Annotated in this window: 14 protein-coding genes, 1 pseudogene and 1 riboswitch; of the genes and pseudogenes, 8 read left to right on the plus strand and 7 right to left on the minus strand. The window is 50.8% G+C overall.

The window, feature by feature from the left end:
- Positions 1–57 precede the first annotated feature (57 nt).
- The 3 genes from J4377_RS04655 to tenA all read right to left on the minus strand — a co-directional run bounded on the left by J4377_RS04655 (position 58) and on the right by tenA (position 4,652).
- Positions 58–1,767, minus strand: a complete 1,710-nt coding sequence (locus J4377_RS04655) for a hypothetical protein (protein WP_253487100.1) — start codon at positions 1,765–1,767, stop codon at positions 58–60.
- A gap of 180 nt (positions 1,768–1,947) precedes the next feature.
- Positions 1,948–3,909, minus strand: coding sequence for a phosphomethylpyrimidine synthase ThiC (gene thiC, locus J4377_RS04660; RefSeq protein WP_253487102.1), 1,962 nt, complete (start codon positions 3,907–3,909; stop codon positions 1,948–1,950).
- Between the two features lie 44 nt (positions 3,910–3,953).
- On the minus strand, positions 3,954–4,652 hold the full coding sequence (gene tenA, locus J4377_RS04665) for a thiaminase II (RefSeq protein ID WP_253487104.1): 699 nt from the start codon (positions 4,650–4,652) through the stop codon (positions 3,954–3,956).
- A 78-nt stretch (positions 4,653–4,730) separates the two neighbouring features.
- Positions 4,731–4,889: riboswitch (TPP riboswitch) on the minus strand.
- A gap of 222 nt (positions 4,890–5,111) precedes the next feature.
- On the opposite strand from tenA, the gene J4377_RS04670 reads away from it, so the two are divergent.
- The 4 genes from J4377_RS04670 (at position 5,112) to J4377_RS04685 (ending at position 8,688) form a co-directional block, all read left to right on the plus strand.
- Positions 5,112–7,175, plus strand: coding sequence for a DUF262 domain-containing protein (locus J4377_RS04670; RefSeq protein WP_253487111.1), 2,064 nt, complete (start codon positions 5,112–5,114; stop codon positions 7,173–7,175).
- A gap of 85 nt (positions 7,176–7,260) precedes the next feature.
- The gene (locus J4377_RS04675; protein ID WP_253487119.1) at positions 7,261–8,103 is read left to right on the plus strand and encodes a hypothetical protein; all 843 of its coding nucleotides are present in this window, start codon (positions 7,261–7,263) and stop codon (positions 8,101–8,103) included.
- Positions 8,104–8,185: 82 nt separating this feature from the next.
- Entirely contained in the window at positions 8,186–8,428 is a 243-nt protein-coding gene (locus J4377_RS04680) for a type II toxin-antitoxin system Phd/YefM family antitoxin (RefSeq protein WP_120385562.1), read from the plus strand.
- Complete coding sequence (locus tag J4377_RS04685) at positions 8,425–8,688, plus strand: Txe/YoeB family addiction module toxin (RefSeq protein WP_253487127.1); 264 nt, start codon at positions 8,425–8,427, stop codon at positions 8,686–8,688. The genes J4377_RS04680 and J4377_RS04685 overlap by 4 nt, the downstream gene beginning before the upstream one ends.
- 135 nt (positions 8,689–8,823) lie before the next feature.
- On the opposite strand, the gene J4377_RS04690 is transcribed toward J4377_RS04685, so the two are convergent.
- The 3 genes from J4377_RS04690 to J4377_RS04700 all read right to left on the minus strand — a co-directional run bounded on the left by J4377_RS04690 (position 8,824) and on the right by J4377_RS04700 (position 11,608).
- On the minus strand, positions 8,824–9,645 hold the full coding sequence (locus J4377_RS04690) for an aldo/keto reductase (protein ID WP_253487129.1): 822 nt from the start codon (positions 9,643–9,645) through the stop codon (positions 8,824–8,826).
- A 155-nt stretch (positions 9,646–9,800) separates the two neighbouring features.
- Complete coding sequence (locus J4377_RS04695) at positions 9,801–10,361, minus strand: manganese efflux pump MntP family protein (RefSeq protein WP_095602488.1); 561 nt, start codon at positions 10,359–10,361, stop codon at positions 9,801–9,803.
- A 500-nt stretch (positions 10,362–10,861) separates the two neighbouring features.
- Positions 10,862–11,608 (minus strand): CDP-alcohol phosphatidyltransferase family protein, encoded by a 747-nt coding sequence (locus J4377_RS04700; RefSeq protein WP_253487130.1) that lies wholly within the window; start codon positions 11,606–11,608, stop codon positions 10,862–10,864.
- A gap of 212 nt (positions 11,609–11,820) precedes the next feature.
- Between J4377_RS04700 and J4377_RS04705 the strand changes: the two genes are divergently transcribed.
- The 4 genes and pseudogenes from J4377_RS04705 to J4377_RS04720 all read left to right on the plus strand — a co-directional run.
- The gene (locus J4377_RS04705; protein WP_253487132.1) at positions 11,821–12,810 is read left to right on the plus strand and encodes a zinc-binding alcohol dehydrogenase; all 990 of its coding nucleotides are present in this window, start codon (positions 11,821–11,823) and stop codon (positions 12,808–12,810) included.
- Positions 12,811–12,887: 77 nt separating this feature from the next.
- The gene (locus J4377_RS04710; protein ID WP_198348479.1) at positions 12,888–13,286 is read left to right on the plus strand and encodes a 6-carboxytetrahydropterin synthase; all 399 of its coding nucleotides are present in this window, start codon (positions 12,888–12,890) and stop codon (positions 13,284–13,286) included.
- Positions 13,283–15,265, plus strand: a complete 1,983-nt coding sequence (locus J4377_RS04715; protein WP_253487140.1) for a glycosyltransferase — start codon at positions 13,283–13,285, stop codon at positions 15,263–15,265. The genes J4377_RS04710 and J4377_RS04715 overlap by 4 nt, the downstream gene beginning before the upstream one ends.
- Before the next feature lie 4 nt (positions 15,266–15,269).
- Positions 15,270–16,136, plus strand: a pseudogene (locus J4377_RS04720) (lysylphosphatidylglycerol synthase transmembrane domain-containing protein); the annotation flags it as partial.
- Between the two features lie 108 nt (positions 16,137–16,244).
- Here the strand turns inward: J4377_RS04720 and J4377_RS04725 are convergent.
- Entirely contained in the window at positions 16,245–17,099 is an 855-nt protein-coding gene (locus J4377_RS04725; RefSeq protein WP_370687201.1) for a RibD family protein, read from the minus strand.
- Positions 17,100–17,136 lie beyond the last annotated feature (37 nt).

The raw sequence follows: 17,136 nt of genomic DNA on the forward strand, positions 1-17,136 counted from the left end.
ACACGATGAGAGCTGCATCCAATGGCGAGTTTTTCGGATGTTAGGAATAGCCAGTGCTTAGTTCAATTCCAGCGAGAAGCTCATTTCAACGCCTGCATCATCCACTCTGAACCAGTACTCCATGTTCTTGTAGATATCGCTATATTGCTTGAGCAAATCAATATCAAGCTCTGCCAATTCATCGGAGGGCATTTGCGCTATGACATCGGCCAGTGAATGGTAGAACTCACCCGTCAGATGGCCATGAACCAGTAGGTCACGCTCGGAAACAGGGGCTTGCAGTTCTTCCTGTAGTGTTTCGGAATCGCTGATGCCAACGCCCAAGGTAATGGCGCTTTCAGACATGGCCGCGTAGAACTCTGGTGAGTCTGGTGGCAGCATCATGCTGTCAATTTTTTTGGCTTCTCCACCGGGTTCAAGTCCAAGTGTCCCTAAATCAGGCGCGAACGCGCTTGCTGTAGACAGCAGTGCAAGCGGGTTTTGCGAAGCGAGGGTCAGGAGACCAGTGCCAGTGGGCTCGCCATCTTTCATTGTCAGGTTGTTAAGGCGTGCTCTGAAACCAGACAGGGATGGGCCAATCATCATGGCGACTGGATTGTTGATCGCTTTATTGATCTCATTCCAGGTGCTGTTTAATTCCTGTAGCTCATCACAGCTAAACGGGTTTTGACGCACTTCCTGAGCATACTTCTGAACAGTTTGCATCAGCACCGGTAGATTCAGGCCTAGCCCAAAGCTGGCCATGCCGTCTGTGCTACCAAGGCCCGGAACCTGAGCGGTCATTGCACGAAGATCGCTGACAATAGCCTCATCGGTTTCCAGTATAAGATTCATCTCCATACGGTCGAGGTTATACTCACGCATGCCCATTACAAGACCAGGGAAGCGATTGGTGATGCGGTCAATATCTGCTTGGCAGGCGGAGAGATCCAGCCGCTCTGCATCAGCTGCGTCCAATAGTGCTTGAGTACCTAAGTGTGTGGGGGTACTCAGCTCACTAAGCAGGCGTGATGAGTCGATTTCCCCAGCACCATAGGGCGTGAAGCCATGACGCTGTTCAATTTCCTCTAGGGCGCCGGTATCACCAATGCTGCTGTCAGGCAGGGTGCTACCCAGCACCTGTGATAGCAACTCATCACTGACATTTTCTGGCACCACCGACATCAGCAGTTGCTTATCGATAATGGCCATGATGGCTTTGATCGGACCATCTTGTGTTAGCACCCAGTACTCTTTTTCATCTGTTGTGGCCGTACTCGGATTGATATCTGCATTGGTGAGGATGCGCTGCAGCGTTTCGCGGAAAGCGTCTTCATCCTGCAATTCCATACGCAGAGTGGGCAAGATACCCAGTCCGTATAAAGCGACCTGGGGGCTCATTTTAAAGCCCAGCGCATGAATATCATCGAGTGTTTCAACCCCGACAAACTCTTCCCCCATCGCGATCAACAGTGACATCAGCGAATGCAACACGTCATCGTCTATCTCGTGTAGCATGTCGCGCAGTTCATCCAAGTCAGCTTCAAGGCTATCCTTTGGCTGCATGCGCTGGTAAAGAGCAAAGGCATCTTGTTCAGGCATTGACTCCCGTGTTGCCACAAAATAGGGAGAGTCGGCGGGGATATATTTCAACAGGGAAGCTGAGAGGTTTTTTGGTGCTTCCTGCTGGGTGCCTGATGCTGTTGGCGCGCTATCATCGCTGCAGCCACTCAGTACGCCCGTGCTGAGAAGGGCAAGAGAAACAGCCAAGGATAGTTTCGTTCTCATCTAGAGTCAGTCCTTTGAAAAATGTTGGCTTTAAATTGAATATTTAGAATAAAATACACTGTGAATGATAATCATACACAACTTAAATTAAACTAACCTCTCCTTGATTAAAAAATGGCTCTTGAAGTCGTGTAAGACCCAAGAGCCACTCGTTATTAGCGAAACTTACAGGCTGCTATTTTAAACTTCCTGATATAGCTCGCTGCCTTCGCGGCGGAACTTCTCCGCTTGCTCCTGCATGCCACGTTTGACTGCCTCGGAATCGCTTTCAGCGGTATTTTCCGGCGCGCGGTCCCGATAGGTATCGCGTACTTCCTGGCTGATCTTCATGGAGCAGAACTTCGGCCCACACATGGAGCAGAAGTGGGCCACTTTGGCGGAGTCCTTCGGCAGGGTTTCATCGTGGAATTCACGGGCGGTGTCCGGGTCTAGCCCCAGATTGAATTGGTCTTCCCAGCGGAATTCAAAGCGTGCCTTGGAAAGCGCGTTATCGCGACGTTGTGCTGCCGGGTGGCCCTTGGCCAAGTCTGCTGCGTGAGCGGCAATCTTGTAGGTGATGATGCCGGTTTTGACGTCATCTTTATTTGGCAGACCCAAATGCTCTTTCGGTGTCACATAGCAGAGCATTGCACAGCCAAACCAGCCGATCATGGCCGCACCGATGCCCGAGGTAATGTGGTCGTAGCCGGGGGCGATATCGGTGGTCAGTGGGCCGAGGGTATAGAAAGGTGCCTCATGGCACGCCTCAAGCTGCTTATCCATGTTCTCTTTAATCAGGTGCATGGGCACATGGCCAGGGCCCTCGATCATCACCTGAACGTCGTGTTTCCAGGCAATCTTCGTCAGCTCACCCAGGGTCTCCAGCTCAGCGAACTGTGCTTCGTCGTTGGCATCGGCGACTGAGCCGGGGCGCAGACCGTCGCCCAACGAAAACGCTACGTCGTACTGCTTGCAGATCTCACAGATCTCTTCGAAGTGGGTATACAGGAAACTTTCCTGGTGATGATACAGACACCATTTGGCCATAATGGAACCGCCACGGCTGACAATGCCGGTCACCCGGTTGGCAGTCATTGGCACATAGCGCAACAGCACGCCCGCGTGAATGGTGAAGTAATCCACGCCCTGTTCAGCTTGTTCAATCAAGGTGTCGCGGAACACTTCCCAGGTCAGGTTTTCGGCAATGCCGTTGACCTTCTCAAGCGCTTGATAGATCGGCACTGTACCAATCGGCACCGGCGAGTTGCGGATAATCCACTCACGGGTCTCGTGAATATTCTGGCCAGTGGAAAGGTCCATGATGGTGTCCGATCCCCAGCGGATACCCCAGGTCATTTTGTCGACTTCTTCTTCAATCGACGAGGTAACTGCCGAGTTACCCAGGTTGCCGTTAATCTTCACCAGGAAGTTACGGCCAATAATCATCGGCTCGGATTCTGGGTGGTTGATATTGTTGGGGATGATCGCGCGGCCACGGGCGACTTCGTCGCGCACAAATTCCGGCGTGATCTCTTCCGGCAATTTTGCACCAAAGCTCTGGCCAGGGTGCTGGTGGCCAAGAATACGCTCCACTTCAGCGGTGCCTAACGTTTGGCGGCGCTGGTTCTCGCGGATGGCAATAAATTCCATTTCAGGAGTAATAATGCCCTGGCGCGCATAGTGCAGTTGGGTGACATTCTTACCTGGTTTTGCTCGGCGCGGGGTGCGCGTTAAATCAAAACGCAACTGAGCAAGCGTTGGGTCGTTAGCGCGGCGATTGCCGTACTCACTGGTGGGGCCGTCAAGGAACTCAGTATCGTTGCGCTCTTCAATCCAGGCGCGGCGCAGGGCGGGTAGGCCTTTGCGTAAATCGTTGTTGGCGGCTGGGTCGGTGTAAGGGCCAGAGGTGTCGTACACCAGCAGCGGCGGGTTCTCTTCATCAATGCTGCTGGTTTTAGTGGGCGATAGAGTGATTTCCCGAAACGGCACGCGGATATCGGGTCGTGAGCCTTCAACGTACACCTTGCGCGAGGCGGGCAGCGGTTGAATGGCGGCGGCATCGACTTGGGCGGTTTCTGCTAAAAAATGGCTGGTTCTACTTGTTACGGTCTCAGTTTTTGAGGTCTTAGCTTTTAAAGTTTTAGTTTCTAAAGTCTTCGTCATGACGGTCGTCTTCCTTCGTTGTTGATTATGGTTGTTGTGTTGGCTTAATGGGTGAGACTTTTGTCTGTTAGATCGCTGTCTATCAGATCTAGACCCATCTGCCAGAAGTCGATTTCCAGACGCGTAGCGTCGCGGAAGATCTTGCTCAGCTCGGCAAAGCGGGCGGGGGTAACATCGGCCAGGCGGGCGTTGAGCCATTCAAGCTCAGCCTGCATGGCGGCCTGAAACTCCTCGCTTTCGTACATCGCTATCCAAGCATCAAAAGGGTTTTGGCTGCCGCGTAGGGTAGAAGGCTGAGCGTTCAGCCAGTTGGCAATTTCTCCGTAGCCCACTAGGCAAGGGGCCAGCGCTACATGTAAATCGAGCAGGTCGCCGCGATTGCCGGTGTCTAATACGTAGCGGGTATACGCCAAGGTGGCTCTGGCTTCGGGAAGCTCCGCCAGCTCTTGCTCGGAAATCCCCCACTCCTGGCAAAAGCCAACGTGCAGGCCCAGCTCCACATCCACAATGGCTTTTAAACCTTCATGGGCTTGGCGCAGGTCAGCCAGCGTAGGGCTTTTATAGGCGGCCAACGCGTAGGCGCGGGCGAAGTGAATCAAAAACAGGTAATCCTGTTTCAAATAGTGGCGAAACGATGCTTCTGGTAGCGCGGCGGTACCCAACTGGCGGACAAAATCGTGCTCAATATAGGCGCGCCAGTCGTCATGGCAGGCATTAGTAAGATCAGCAAAGCGGTAGCCCATGGTGCCTCCGGTAGTGATGATCCGGAAGGTGGGCGGTTGAGATCGAGGGAATGGCGCAGAAGGTGGCGTGAAGCTAAGCCGAGGCCATCGCTTGATCCCTACGCCGGTACCCGCGCGCTCGTCATAGGAGCAGCGCATTAGCCGGATCAGGTTCAGCGGGACCAGCGCTTTGGCAGTATCAAGTGGATACGCCCTGCGCCATCTCAGCCGGATTCACCGGCACCCCGTCAAGCAGTTAGTGCCAAGCAGTCTAGGAGGAGGAGAGAAGAGATGCAAGGGGCACACGCAAGCACGCGAATTTCGGATAGACTGCCAAAATTGGCTTTGCTCTCTTGGGAATCAATAGGGTAGAGTCAAATTGAGCGGCTACAAAACCCCAATGAATGTGCCGTCGCGTTTATTGGGGGTTTGTAGCGAGGCGTATAATCACTGTTATATGCTGAAAACAGGAAATAGAAAGTGAAAGCAAACGAAACAAAAGTAGAAGACTTTTTATCTTCAAATAAAACCCAATTTGTAATTCCTGTTTATCAGAGAAATTACGATTGGTCGACAAGTCAATGCAAACAACTTTTTGACGACATTTTGGAAGTTGGAACAAGTTGCAAAATGAATGCTCACTTTATTGGTAGCGTTGTTTATGTTCACGATGATGTTTACACGTCTTCACGAATCAAGGAGTTAACCGTAATAGACGGTCAACAAAGATTGACCACATTGACATTAATATATTTGGCTCTTTATCGTTTGGCAATTGAAATTGGAGACAAAGGACTTGAGGCAGAAATTACTGAAACCTATCTGACTAACAAGTTTGCACCCGAAGAAGAAAAGCTAAAACTTCGACCAACTGAAAATAACGACAAAGCCATAAAATACCTTTTGAGAAGTGATAAGGACGAAGAATTTAGCGACTTCTCAAAAGTGATAGACAATTTCAACTACTTCAATAGTCGGATAACTGAAGAAAATTTGGAGTTCGTATTGAAAGGACTTGCAAAACTGATGTTTGTTGAAATCTCGCTCGACCGAGAGAAAGACGACCCACAAAGAATTTTTGAGAGTTTAAACTCGACAGGTCTTGAGTTATCACAAGCAGACTTGATTAGAAACTATATTTTAATGGGTCTTAATCGCAGAGAGCAAAATAAGATTTATAACAATTATTGGGAGATCATTGAGAAACTTGCAAAAGATGAAACCTTGAATACAAGCAAAGTTTCTGATTTTATAAGAGATTATTTGACTTTAGTAAACAACAAAATTCCGAATAAAAGCAAAGTTTATTTGGAGTTTAAAGCAAAGTTTCCAACAACTGATTTACAAGAATTAGAAGCCAATCTTTCGCCAATAAAATCGCTTGTTAAGTTTTACAATAAACTTCTCAATCCAAAGAACGAGACGGACAAAGAAATAAGATTACAGCTTGAATATATAAACAGACTTGAAATAAATGTGGCTTATCCCTTTTTAATGAAAGTCTATGAAGACTATTCAGAAAACGTAATTGACAAAGCCACATTTATAAAAGTTATGGATTTCATACAATCCTTTGCTTGGAGAAGATTTATTGTTGGTTTGCCAACAAACGCACTGAATAAAATATTTATGACGCTTTACGAAAAAGTGGATAAAAACGATTATTTGTTGACCTTGCAAAAATGGCTACTTAAAAGACCGGGCTCACAACGTTTTCCAAAAAACAAGGAAGTTATTGAAAGCCTTAAACTAAAAGATGTTTACAACATAAAATCAAAAAACAGAACTTACCTACTTGAGCGACTTGAGAATTTTGAAAATAACGAACCAGTAATAATTGAGGGTAACACAGATATAACCATAGAACATATTTTCCCACAAAATCCTGACCCAAAATGGAAAGTGGATTTAGGAGCAGATGAATACAGTTTAATCAAAGAAACCTATTTGAATACAATTGGTAATTTGACTTTATCGGGTAATAACGGAAAACTTGGAAACAAACCATTTGTATTTAAAAGAGATTTAGGAAACGCAGGATATAAAGACAGTCGTTTATGGCTAAACAAATATTTATCAATTGCCGAAAAGTGGGATAAAACAGAAATTGAAAGACGTTTTGACCTTCTTGCTGAACGCTTCATAAAGATTTGGCGACTACCAGCCATTGAAATAGAAGAAATAGAAGAAAACAACGAGGTGAATATTTTTGAAGCAGAAGATCCAAAACATAAAAAGTTAGAGTATGCAGTTTTCTTTGACCAAAAAATTGAAGTTAATCAAGTCGCCAAATTGTACACGGAAGTGTTTAAGCAGCTTTTTGAATTGCAACCAGAGACATTTTTCACAACTGATCTGGCAGAAAAAATTACATTAACCAAGAATCCAAAAGAAGGAAATCCAAGACAAGCAGTTCCAATAAACGACACATATTTCATTGAAGGGAACATAGACAATATTGGAAAATTTGAGAAGATAAAACACGCATTGACAATTTTTGATTTAGAAGACGAATTGACTATCAAATACGCAGAAAACACATAACAAGCCACTGCACTCGGAAATTTTACTCGCTTCGCTCCTAAAATTCCGGTGAGTGGAGCGTTATGGGAGACAATAAGTTGAGACTATGGAAAACCAAAAAATATATCCACATAAAGTTACAAAACCCATTCAGCTATTGGCTGCATGGCTAGTCGGTCTAGTGCTTGTAAATGGATCGCTTCTAGCCACGTCATCGGCATTTAATGAACCAGTATGGCTAAAAGCTACGCTTATTATAGCGGCTATTTGCAATGTTCCTCTTTTTATAGGCGCTATTTTTCTCCTACAAACCAAATTCAGGCCAGAGCTTCAAGAAGATTCGTACTACTCTAAATACTTGGATAAATCTACAAGCGAATATGTAACTTTGTCTAAGGACGATGAATTAATTTCGCTGGTTTCAGACTTGCGATCTGAAGTTGTAAGAATAGAAAAAGAAGCTATTGCATCAACACACAAACAGCCCGAAGAAAGCCTTTCAGAAAGTCCTTGGCACCCCTGGGGAGTTGCATTGTGTGATTTACTCCCTGATTTTCAGGATATTAGGCGTGAGTTAAAGAAAAATGAAATTCCGATAGATCATATTTTCGGGAAAGCAAATACAAACAAAAAACTAAAAGCCAACGTCTTATCATTTAGTGAAGAAATGGACTTCGCTAGCATCGTAAAAGTACTAAGAATGATGCATCCATTTAGCTTCGAAGGGTATTGCTATTCGGTAACTCCTTCGTCTGTTAACAAAGAAGAAATATATTTGGGTGGATTTGGATATCTTAATGGTGGGTTCTATCCAATTAACAAGGAACTTCAGGAGCTTCTGGAAACTGACTTAGAGCCATCGGATTTAAAGTACTTTGAGAGTCAAAACCCGAAGATCGTAATCCATAACAAATCAATGCAACCGACCGCTAACGCGTCGGCTGATTGAAGCGTTATTCGTAACGTTCGTTTTGACGTACGTGCTAAAGGGCGTACAATTGATAAAATATTAAACACGCAAGAGGTACGTCATGACCGGAATCACAGCAACGGAGGCGCGGAGCAACCTTTATCGGTTGATTGACGAGACTGCCGAGTCCCACCAACCCATCGTCATCATGGGTAAGCGGAACAAAGCCGTCCTGGTTTCCGAGGAAGACTGGTCCGCCATTCAGGAAACGCTTTACCTGCTCTCCGTACCGGGTATGCGGGAGTCTATTCGTGAGGGAATGGATACCTCCGTGGATGAATGCGATGAGGAGCTGAACTGGTGACATGGACGTTGGTTTACACCAAACAAGCCCAGAAAGACGCAAAGAAGCTGGCTTCAAGCGGCCTCAAGCCAAAAGCCCAAGAGTTGTTGGCCCTAGTTGCAGAAGATCCGTACCGCAAGCCACCCCCGTTTGAGAAGCCCATAGGTGATCTTGCGGGCGCCTATTCACGCCGCATTAATATTCAGCATCGTCTGGTCTACCAAGTGCTAGAAGACGAGCAAGTAGTGAAAGTCCTCAGGCTATGGAGCCACTACGAATAATGCATAACCAGCCGCTGTTGCCGGACCGTTTTTCCACCGCCTCGCGGCTCCAAAATTGCCGCAACGCTCTGCATTAACTCGCGAGTCTATCTTTGGGGGCTAGTTTACCACCACCTTCGAAAGGTTCACGCTTGGTCACACCATCATTAAACCCTGTTTACGTACTGGTGGCGCGTAAGCGGCGTCTACCTGTGCCAGATCATCTTCGTCGAGCCTGATGCTATCTGCGTAGGCGTTCTGTTTGAGGTGATCCAGGCTCACGGCTTTCGGGATGGCAATCACACTGGGGTGGCGCAGTGCCCAGGCAAGGGCGATTTGCGCGGGGGTGGCGCTGTGTTTGTCAGCGATGCGTTGTAGGGTGGCGTTACGCAGCAGCGCGCCACCTTGACCAATGGGGCAGTAAGCCATCAGCGGCATGTTGTGTTGCGCCTGCCAGGGCAGCAGATCGTATTCAATGCCGCGTGCTTCGGGGTTATAGAGCACCTGGTTGGTGGCGCACGCTGGCGCGTCTAGCTCCGCTAGGTCGTCAACGTCAAAGTTCGATACGCCCCAACGCAGAATCTTGCCTTGCTCGCGCAGCCGCTCAAACGCTTCCACGGTTTCGCTTAACGGGTACTGTCCGCGCCAGTGCAGCAGGTAGAGATCAATCGTATCGGTGCCCAATTGGCGTAGGCTGCGCTCGCAGGCAGCCTGAACTCCTTTGGCGCTGGCGTTGTGCGGGTAAACCTTGCTGACCAGATACACCTGATCGCGCCGGTCACGGATCGCTTGGCCAACAATTTCTTCAGCGCCGCCCTCGGCATACATCTCAGCGGTATCAATCAGTGTCATGCCCAGTTCCAGGCCTTCACGCAGCGCCTTGATTTCAGCTTGGCGCTGCCCGGCATCCTCGCCCATATGCCAGGTGCCCTGGCCGATACGGGGTACGCTGTCTCCGCCTAGCTCAATCGTCTGCATGTCTATCTCCTTAGCATAGGGTCGGACTCTAAAGTGTAGCGCTACTCAATCTGGGGGTGACGTCGGGCCAGGAGGCATGTAAGACCATCGCCACCGACCACTGTTAAGTTAGTGTTTAAGTCGTCGAGGGAGTATTTATATTATCGATGGGGAGGTCACATCAACACCGTATGCTCTACCACCACCATCACGCCAATCCCAATCAATACAACGCCACCTGCGAGTTCTGCCCAGTGGCCTACGTATTTGCCAAATTTATGGCCTAGCAGCGTTCCCATGGAAGCCATCACCGTAGTAGCAAGGCCAATGGCGAGACTGGTGGTAATGATGTTCACATCAATAAACGCAAGGCTTGCGCCCACGGCCATGGCGTCTAGACTGGTGGCAGTGGCGGTTAGTACCAGCAGCCACAGGGTTTGTTTGCGATGCTCTACTTTTTCTTCTTTCTTCAGCCCTTCGACTATCATGTGCAGGCCGATAATGGTCAGTAGCGTAAACGCGACCCAGTGGTCCCAGGTTTCTACGTACTGCTGAGAAGCCTTGCCAGCCACCCAGCCGAGTACCGGGGTGATGGCCTCGATAATGCCGAATATTAAACCAATGCCTACCGCGTGTCGGAAGCGGGGCTTGCGCAGCTCTGCCCCTTTGCTGATGGATGCCGCAAACGCATCCGCTGACATGGAAACCGCTAAAAAAAGCAGGGCAACAGGTGTCATGATAGAAGGGCTCGTTTAATGAGACTAAAGGTGTGAAACAAGATGCTCGAGTGATAAAAGTAGGGTTTGAATAGCGCTGAATCCTATCAGGTTTTACTTTGATAACAAGTTGGTCAATAAAAAATAAAGTTAGTTATAACGAATAAATATAGCCTTGGCTAACAATGTGTCTGTTAGCTGATTTTGTTGGCTTTTTGAGCTTAAATAGTTTGTTTATTTATTGATTTTTATATTGATGATGTTCAGATATAAAAATAGTCTTTATAAGGAAGGTCGGTAGGTTGATCACTCCTCCTTTAACAGTGAGAAGATCTTCTCAGGGTTACACTAATGAAGCTCTAGATGCACCTTGGGGAATGTCTGTTTAAAGCGTGCAATAATCGGCGGCAGTACATAGCGAGCTGTTTCTAATCCTATGTCGTATTTAATATTCTTAAAAAGAAAATTAAATACGACTTTTATTTCACGATTATATTTTTAGATGTCATTATCGTTTTTCTTCAATCAGCGGCAGAGGAGGTTTGGCATTTGTGCTGCTTAAACAGCCACCACACATCGAAGCCAAATGAGTAGCTGAGTGTGACTAACGCACTCAGTGCGAGCAGGCTGGCAGCAAGAGGAGAGGTGAGTGGCGTTAACGCCAGCAGCAATGCAACAACCTGCCACACGCACACTGCTTTACGGCGGAAGCTGTCAAAGAGCGGTGCTTTTAACCACGGAAAAGGCCAGCTGGCGGCGATGAACAAATAACGCATGCCGCCAATGAGTAGTACCCAAGCGCCTAGATGTTCGCTCTGCAATAATCCGATGCAGAGTATCAGGATTAATACTGCATCCAGTTCCATATCAAAGCGCGCACCGAACGGGGTATGAGTCTTTGTGCGTCTAGCAATCCATCCATCCACACCGTCCAGTAATAGCGCGATAACAGCGACCGCTAGCCATAGCCAAATCGCGTTGGTAAAAGCATTCGCTGCCAGCGCCCCTGCCACGATGGCGACGAGTATGCCGCGCCCAAGCGTTACCCGGTTTGCCCAACCGAGCGGGCCATGGGGCCAAAAACTTACCACCAGTGCGCCCATCACGACGTAGAAGCCAGCTGCCAACCACCAATTTGCAGCGCTGGCGACTAATCCCGGCAGCATCGCGCCCAAGCCTACGAGCAATAAGCTAGCCAGCGCTATCTCAGCCAAGGTGTAAAGCCGCTTGGGTAAAGAGATGCTGGAGGTGTTGGAGAAAGAGGGCATGCTTACTCGCAGAGCGGCTTAATGGTCCGCGGTTGAATTAAAGTGTGCAAATTATTTCCTATGTACCATTCTTGTATAAGAAGGTATGGTTGTCCATGATGTGGATACATTTGTTTTAAATCATCTTCACGCTTACATGGGTTAAGCAACCGCTTCGCTTTCTAGGCTACGCTGTAAGGATGGATGAAGCGCTTAAACCATAAGGAAATGTCATGTTGCCGCCTGATACCGCTACGGCTTTTTGGGTGACCCGCCCTACGCATGGTGAGCTCAAGCAGGAGCCACTAGCGTCACCCGCTGAAAATGAGGTCCTGATTCGTGCCCTATACAGCGGTGTTAGCCGCGGCACTGAATCGCTCGTGTTTAACGCGCGGGTGCCGGAAAGTGAATATTCGCGTATGCGCGCCCCCTTTCAAGCGGGGGAGTTTCCTACTCCTGTGAAATATGGCTACTGCAACATTGGCTATGTGGAGCAGGGGCCTGATCATTTATTTAATAAAACCGTTTTTTGCCTTTTTCCGCACCAGGACTACTACGTCGTGCCTGTCGACGCTGTTTTAGCGCTCCCCGACGATGTGCCCGCTTACCGTGCCGTGCTAACCGCCAATATGGAAACTGCCATTAACGGTGTGTGGGATGCTAACCCCATGCTTGGCGAGCGTGTGTGTGTGGTGGGCGCTGGCGTCGTCGGTGTACTGGTGGCGTATCTGTGTGCGCAAATTCCAGGTGTAGAAGTACGCCTGATCGACATTAATCCTGAGCGAGAAGCTTTGGCAGTGCATTTAGGCATTCCTTTCTGTACGCCGGAACAGGCACCCACCGACCAAGATTGCGTGATTCACGCTAGCGGTCAGCCGGATGGTCTGAGGCTGGCTATGGGCTTGTTGGGCAATGAAGGCCGCGTGATTGAAATGAGCTGGTTTGGCGAAGGCGATGTGTCGCTGCCGCTCGGTGGCGCTTTTCACTCCCAGCGTTTAACGCTTCGTGCCAGCCAGGTTGGGCAATTGCCTGCCAAGTTGCAGCCGCGCTGGAATTATCGCCGCCGTTTAGCGCTCGCTTTACGCTTACTCACCGACCAGCGGTTAGATGCACTGATCAGCGGTGAGAGCGATTTTGCCGATTTTCCAACGCTAGCGCCTGCTCTGTTTGGGCCAGGTAGCACAGCGCTTTGCCATCGAATTCGTTATCCATTACCCGCTTAATTAATGCGGCTTAATTAAGTGCGAATTAGTTAGAACGACCTCGCTAAAAAGGTCTGGTTAATACGACAGGAGTGTCTATGTATCGTTTATGCGTTCGTGACCATTTTATGATTGCCCACAGTTTTAATGGGGAAATATTCGGCCCTGCCCAGCGCACCCACGGTGCCACCTATGTAGTAGACGTGGTGTTTCAGCGCCCTGAACTTGACCAGGATGGTCTAGTGATTGATATCGGTTTGGCTAGTGAGACGGTTAAAGAGGTGCTGGCGGATTACAACTATCGCAACCTTGATGAGGTAAGCGAGTTTGGCGGTAAAAACACCACCACGGAATTTATGGCCAAGGTGATTTTTGACCAGCTGGCGGCTGCCATTAAAGCAGGAAAAATGGGCACCACCGCTCAGGGGCTGACGCACATGGAGATCAAGCTGCATGAATCTCATGTGGCGTGGGCAAGCTATGAAGGGGCGCTATGAGTCAGCCATTTACCTTGATAGTGGCTGGCGATCCAGACCAGCGTACCGGTGGGTATATTTACGACGCCCATATTGTCGCTGCACTGCGCGCGCGTGGGCTGGTTATCAATGTGGTGGGGTTGGCAGGGCGTTTTCCTGATGCCGATGATGAGGCCGCCCAGTCGCTCTCCGATACGCTTTCCGCGTTGCAGGACCATGCGCGGGTCATTATCGACGGCCTGGCCATGGGGGCGCTGCCAGAGGTAGTGGCTGTCCACGCTGAGCGCCTGGATATCACAGCGCTGCTGCATCATCCGTTGGGCGATGAGCAGGGCTTGAGTGACACAGAACAGCAGCGTTTTCACCGTAGTGAATTACGTGGGCTGGCGCACGTGAATAGAGTGATTGTGACCAGCCGTTTTACTGAGCGTCGCGTAAGGGCATTGGCGGAACAGCACGCGTTGCCATTTAGTGCCTCTATCAGCGTGGTGGAACCTGGGGTTGAACGTGCCCCGGTCAGCCCCGCGGCGCAACCCAACGAACCTATCCGCCTGCTATGCGTGGCAACGCTGACCCCGCGTAAAGGGCAGGATATTTTGGTTCAAGCCTTGGCAGGTGTTGAGCGTGGACACTGGCGATGCGACTGCTTTGGCGGTGCTCGTGATGCTGCGTTTACGGATCGCGTTCAAACATTGATCGACAACCATCAACTTGGCGATTGGGTAACGCTTCACGGCGAATGTGATGCAGTGACCCTGGAAGCCGCGTATCAGAATGCCCATGCACTGGTGTTGCCTTCTTGGTATGAAGGCTATGGCATGGTGGTAACTGAAGCGCTAGCCCATGGCTTACCGGTTATCACCACCACCGGCGGTGCGCTGCAGGATACCTTACCCAAAGGGGCTGGCATCAGCGTAGCACCGGGGGATGTTGAGGCGCTGTCGAGTGCGCTGGCGGCTTTCTGCCAGGATGAGGCACTACGTACTGAACGACGTGCAGGCGCCGCCGTTGCACGTGCCCGCTTGGGTGACTGGCAGGCTGCAGGGGAGGCGTTTGCCAATGCGCTGCAGCAACCTTCGACATTGTTGGCAGGAAGCCAATTTACCGCGGATTGGCTATCGCTGCGTGAAAGCGTCGATGCCAGTTCGCGCAGCCAAGCGTTGGTGGAGGCGTTAGCGAGCTGGTTATCAGAACATCAGCGGAGAGCCGAGCTATCTAAGTCAGAAGAACTCGCGCCGCGAGTAGAAGCTTCCTCGCCAGTGATACTGGCGGATTTAGGCTGTGGACGGGGAAGTAATAGCCAGTTTCTTGCGCCTCGCTTGCACCATGCCCAGCGCTGGATGCTGATTGACCATGATTCTGCCTTACTTAATCAATCCTACTCGCGAACCGGGCAATTGAACACGGGTAAAGGTGAGCCGCTCCAGGTCGAAACCCACTGTGTTTCCCTTAAGCAGCTTGATCACCCAGCACTTACGCACTGCGACGTAGTGACGGCATCTGCGCTGATCGATTTAGTATCTCAAGAGTGGATTGATGCCTTGGCTGCACAGTGTGCTAAACATCGCCAAGCGCTTCTTATCACTCTAAGCATTACTGGCGAATGGTACTTTACCAATGCCCAGCAGCAACCTCTGAACGGCCTTGATGATCGCTGGATCAGTGAGCTGTTCAACGCGCACCAGCGTCGGGATAAGGGCTTAGGCGATGCATTAGGCGGCGATGCTCACAGCGCGCTAGTTAAAGCGATGGCTGACTACGGTTATCGTGTTAACGAGGCTGAAACGCCGTGGCGATTGGCGGCGGGTAAGCCAGCGCAGTACCCCTTAATGTGCGCGTTGATTGAAGGATGGGCGAGCGCTGCTATCGAACAGGCTCCAGAAGCGGCGTCACGGATTGCCCATTGGAGCGATGAACGCTTACGTCAGGTAGCCAAAGGCGAGATCGGTATTTGGGTGGGCCACCGCGACTTGCTGGCGCTGCCAGCGGACGAGGGCTAACCCCATGCGACGCTGGCGCTGGCTGAGAACCCCGTGGGTGCAAAAAGGGTTAGTGAGCTTAGGGCTGCTGGCCGCTGTTGCCCTGTGGGTAGAGCCAGACGCGGTAATGGCAGAAGTGCAGCGTTTTGCGCCGGGCTGGATGGCCCTCGCACTACTTATCAGTGTGCTGCAAGTGATGCTGAGCGCGTGGCGATGGCAATTGACGGCAGGCTTAATCGACGTGCCGCTGTGCTACCGTTATGCACTGCGGGAGTACTACTTAGCGTTGTTGGTTAACCAGTTGTTGCCTGGCGGTGTGTTGGGTGATGCGGGGCGTGCCCATCGCCATGCCCGTCAGTCTTCTTCGAAGGGAAGTGCTTGGCGTGCGGTGGTGATTGAGCGTGCCTCTGGGCAACTGGCGATTGCACTTTACACACTAATCGCCTTGTTCACGTCACCACTCTGGCTTATGGCACTGGGCTTCAGTGGCTTGATGGTAGTGGCGAGCGTAGCGGTTATCGTGATGGTGGCCGGTGTGACGCTGATGATCTGGTTGCGGCGTTCGGCGGTAACGCTACCCGCTTGGTGCGCTGCATTAGGGCAGGATATGCGTCGCGGGCTACTGCAGCGTGACGTATGGCCACGGCAACTGGTCTCTTCTCTTGCTATTGTGCTTAGCTATGGCCTGGTAATGGTCTGTGCGGCTCGGGCAATCGGCGTGGAGCTGGCGACCTTAGATATTTTAGCGTTGGCTCCAGTGTTGCTGCTTGCCATGCTGGTGCCCCTTTCGATTGCCGGGTGGGGGTTGCGGGAAGGCGCCGCCGCAGGCATTTGGATGTTTGTTGGCTTGCCTTCGGCGCAAGGTGTGGCGATATCACTGGCTTATGGTGTGTTAGTGCTGATTTCTAGCCTGCCAGGCATTTGGGTGGCGCTGGCCTCGCGAACACGTGCTATGCAATCCAGTTCTCCGCCATCCAGTTCTCCGCCATCCAGTGCTGCGTCAGGCAGTACGCCCGCTCAGCACTACGTCGAAGAGCGTGTCGTCCCCGCACCGGAAAGAGCGCATCGTCGGGCGCAACGCACTCTCAAGGGTGTCGATGGGCGTCATCTGCAGCCCAGGCCTGCCGGAACCGATAATCAGTGGCGCAACCAGCAAATGCAGGCGGTCAACCGCGTTCGCTTCAATGAACTGCGAAACAGTGACGCCGCCGCCTTCTACCAATACCCGCGTAAGTCCACGATCTGCCAGCCAGGTAATAACGTCGGCAGGGCGGAACTGACCATTGGTATCCAGCGGCAGCACGCAGTGTTCGGCGGCCGTTGGCGCCACCGTTACCTCTGGCCCGGTGAGGTGCAGCGTGGGTGCGGTAGGCGTGGTAAACAGCGCCAAATCAGCTGGTACGCGCCCTCGTGGGTCAATCACCACTCGGGTAGGGTGCTTCCCCGTTACGCGGCGCACGGTGAGCTGAGGATTATCAGCACTCGCCGTGCCTGCGCCGATCACCACGGCATCGGCCAGCGCACGCAGTCGGTGCAGGTGCACCAAACTTTCAACGCCATTGATGTAGTGGGAGTGACCGCTTTCCGTAGCGATGCGCCCATCCAGGCTTTGCCCCAGTTGGGCAACCACCCAGCTCGAATGACGCACCAGTGGCAGCAAACACGTCAACAGCTCCTGCGCGGCGCTTGTAACAGGGGCAGAAGAGTGCCAACCATGGGTATCAAGCGTCATTGTGACGTCACTTCTGATGCCCTGCTTAGTGTCCAACAACCATGCCCACGCTTGGTCGGTATCGATCGTCACTTCATTGGTGCTAGGCATGGTATCTCCACTCAAAAAACAGCAACTCATCATGCGGGGCCATGTTGCCCGACGCAAGCAAACGTTGTCT

The sequence above is a fragment of the Halomonas sp. XH26 genome, assembly GCF_024138895.1.
Lineage (GTDB): Bacteria > Pseudomonadota > Gammaproteobacteria > Pseudomonadales > Halomonadaceae > Vreelandella > Vreelandella alkaliphila.

Coding starts and splice junctions, on each gene's coding strand:
- J4377_RS04655 (WP_253487100.1), bottom strand. CDS start 1,767: ATGAGAACGAAACTATCCTTGGCTGTTTCTCTTGCCCTTCTCAGCACG.
- thiC (WP_253487102.1), bottom strand. CDS start 3,909: ATGACGAAGACTTTAGAAACTAAAACTTTAAAAGCTAAGACCTCAAAA.
- tenA (WP_253487104.1), bottom strand. CDS start 4,652: ATGGGCTACCGCTTTGCTGATCTTACTAATGCCTGCCATGACGACTGG.
- J4377_RS04675 (WP_253487119.1), top strand. CDS start 7,261: ATGGAAAACCAAAAAATATATCCACATAAAGTTACAAAACCCATTCAG.
- J4377_RS04680 (WP_120385562.1), top strand. CDS start 8,186: ATGACCGGAATCACAGCAACGGAGGCGCGGAGCAACCTTTATCGGTTG.
- J4377_RS04690 (WP_253487129.1), bottom strand. CDS start 9,645: ATGCAGACGATTGAGCTAGGCGGAGACAGCGTACCCCGTATCGGCCAG.
- J4377_RS04695 (WP_095602488.1), bottom strand. CDS start 10,361: ATGACACCTGTTGCCCTGCTTTTTTTAGCGGTTTCCATGTCAGCGGAT.
- J4377_RS04700 (WP_253487130.1), bottom strand. CDS start 11,608: ATGCCCTCTTTCTCCAACACCTCCAGCATCTCTTTACCCAAGCGGCTT.
- J4377_RS04705 (WP_253487132.1), top strand. CDS start 11,821: ATGTTGCCGCCTGATACCGCTACGGCTTTTTGGGTGACCCGCCCTACG.
- J4377_RS04710 (WP_198348479.1), top strand. CDS start 12,888: ATGTATCGTTTATGCGTTCGTGACCATTTTATGATTGCCCACAGTTTT.
- J4377_RS04715 (WP_253487140.1), top strand. CDS start 13,283: ATGAGTCAGCCATTTACCTTGATAGTGGCTGGCGATCCAGACCAGCGT.
- J4377_RS04725 (WP_370687201.1), bottom strand. CDS start 17,099: ATGATGAGTTGCTGTTTTTTGAGTGGAGATACCATGCCTAGCACCAAT.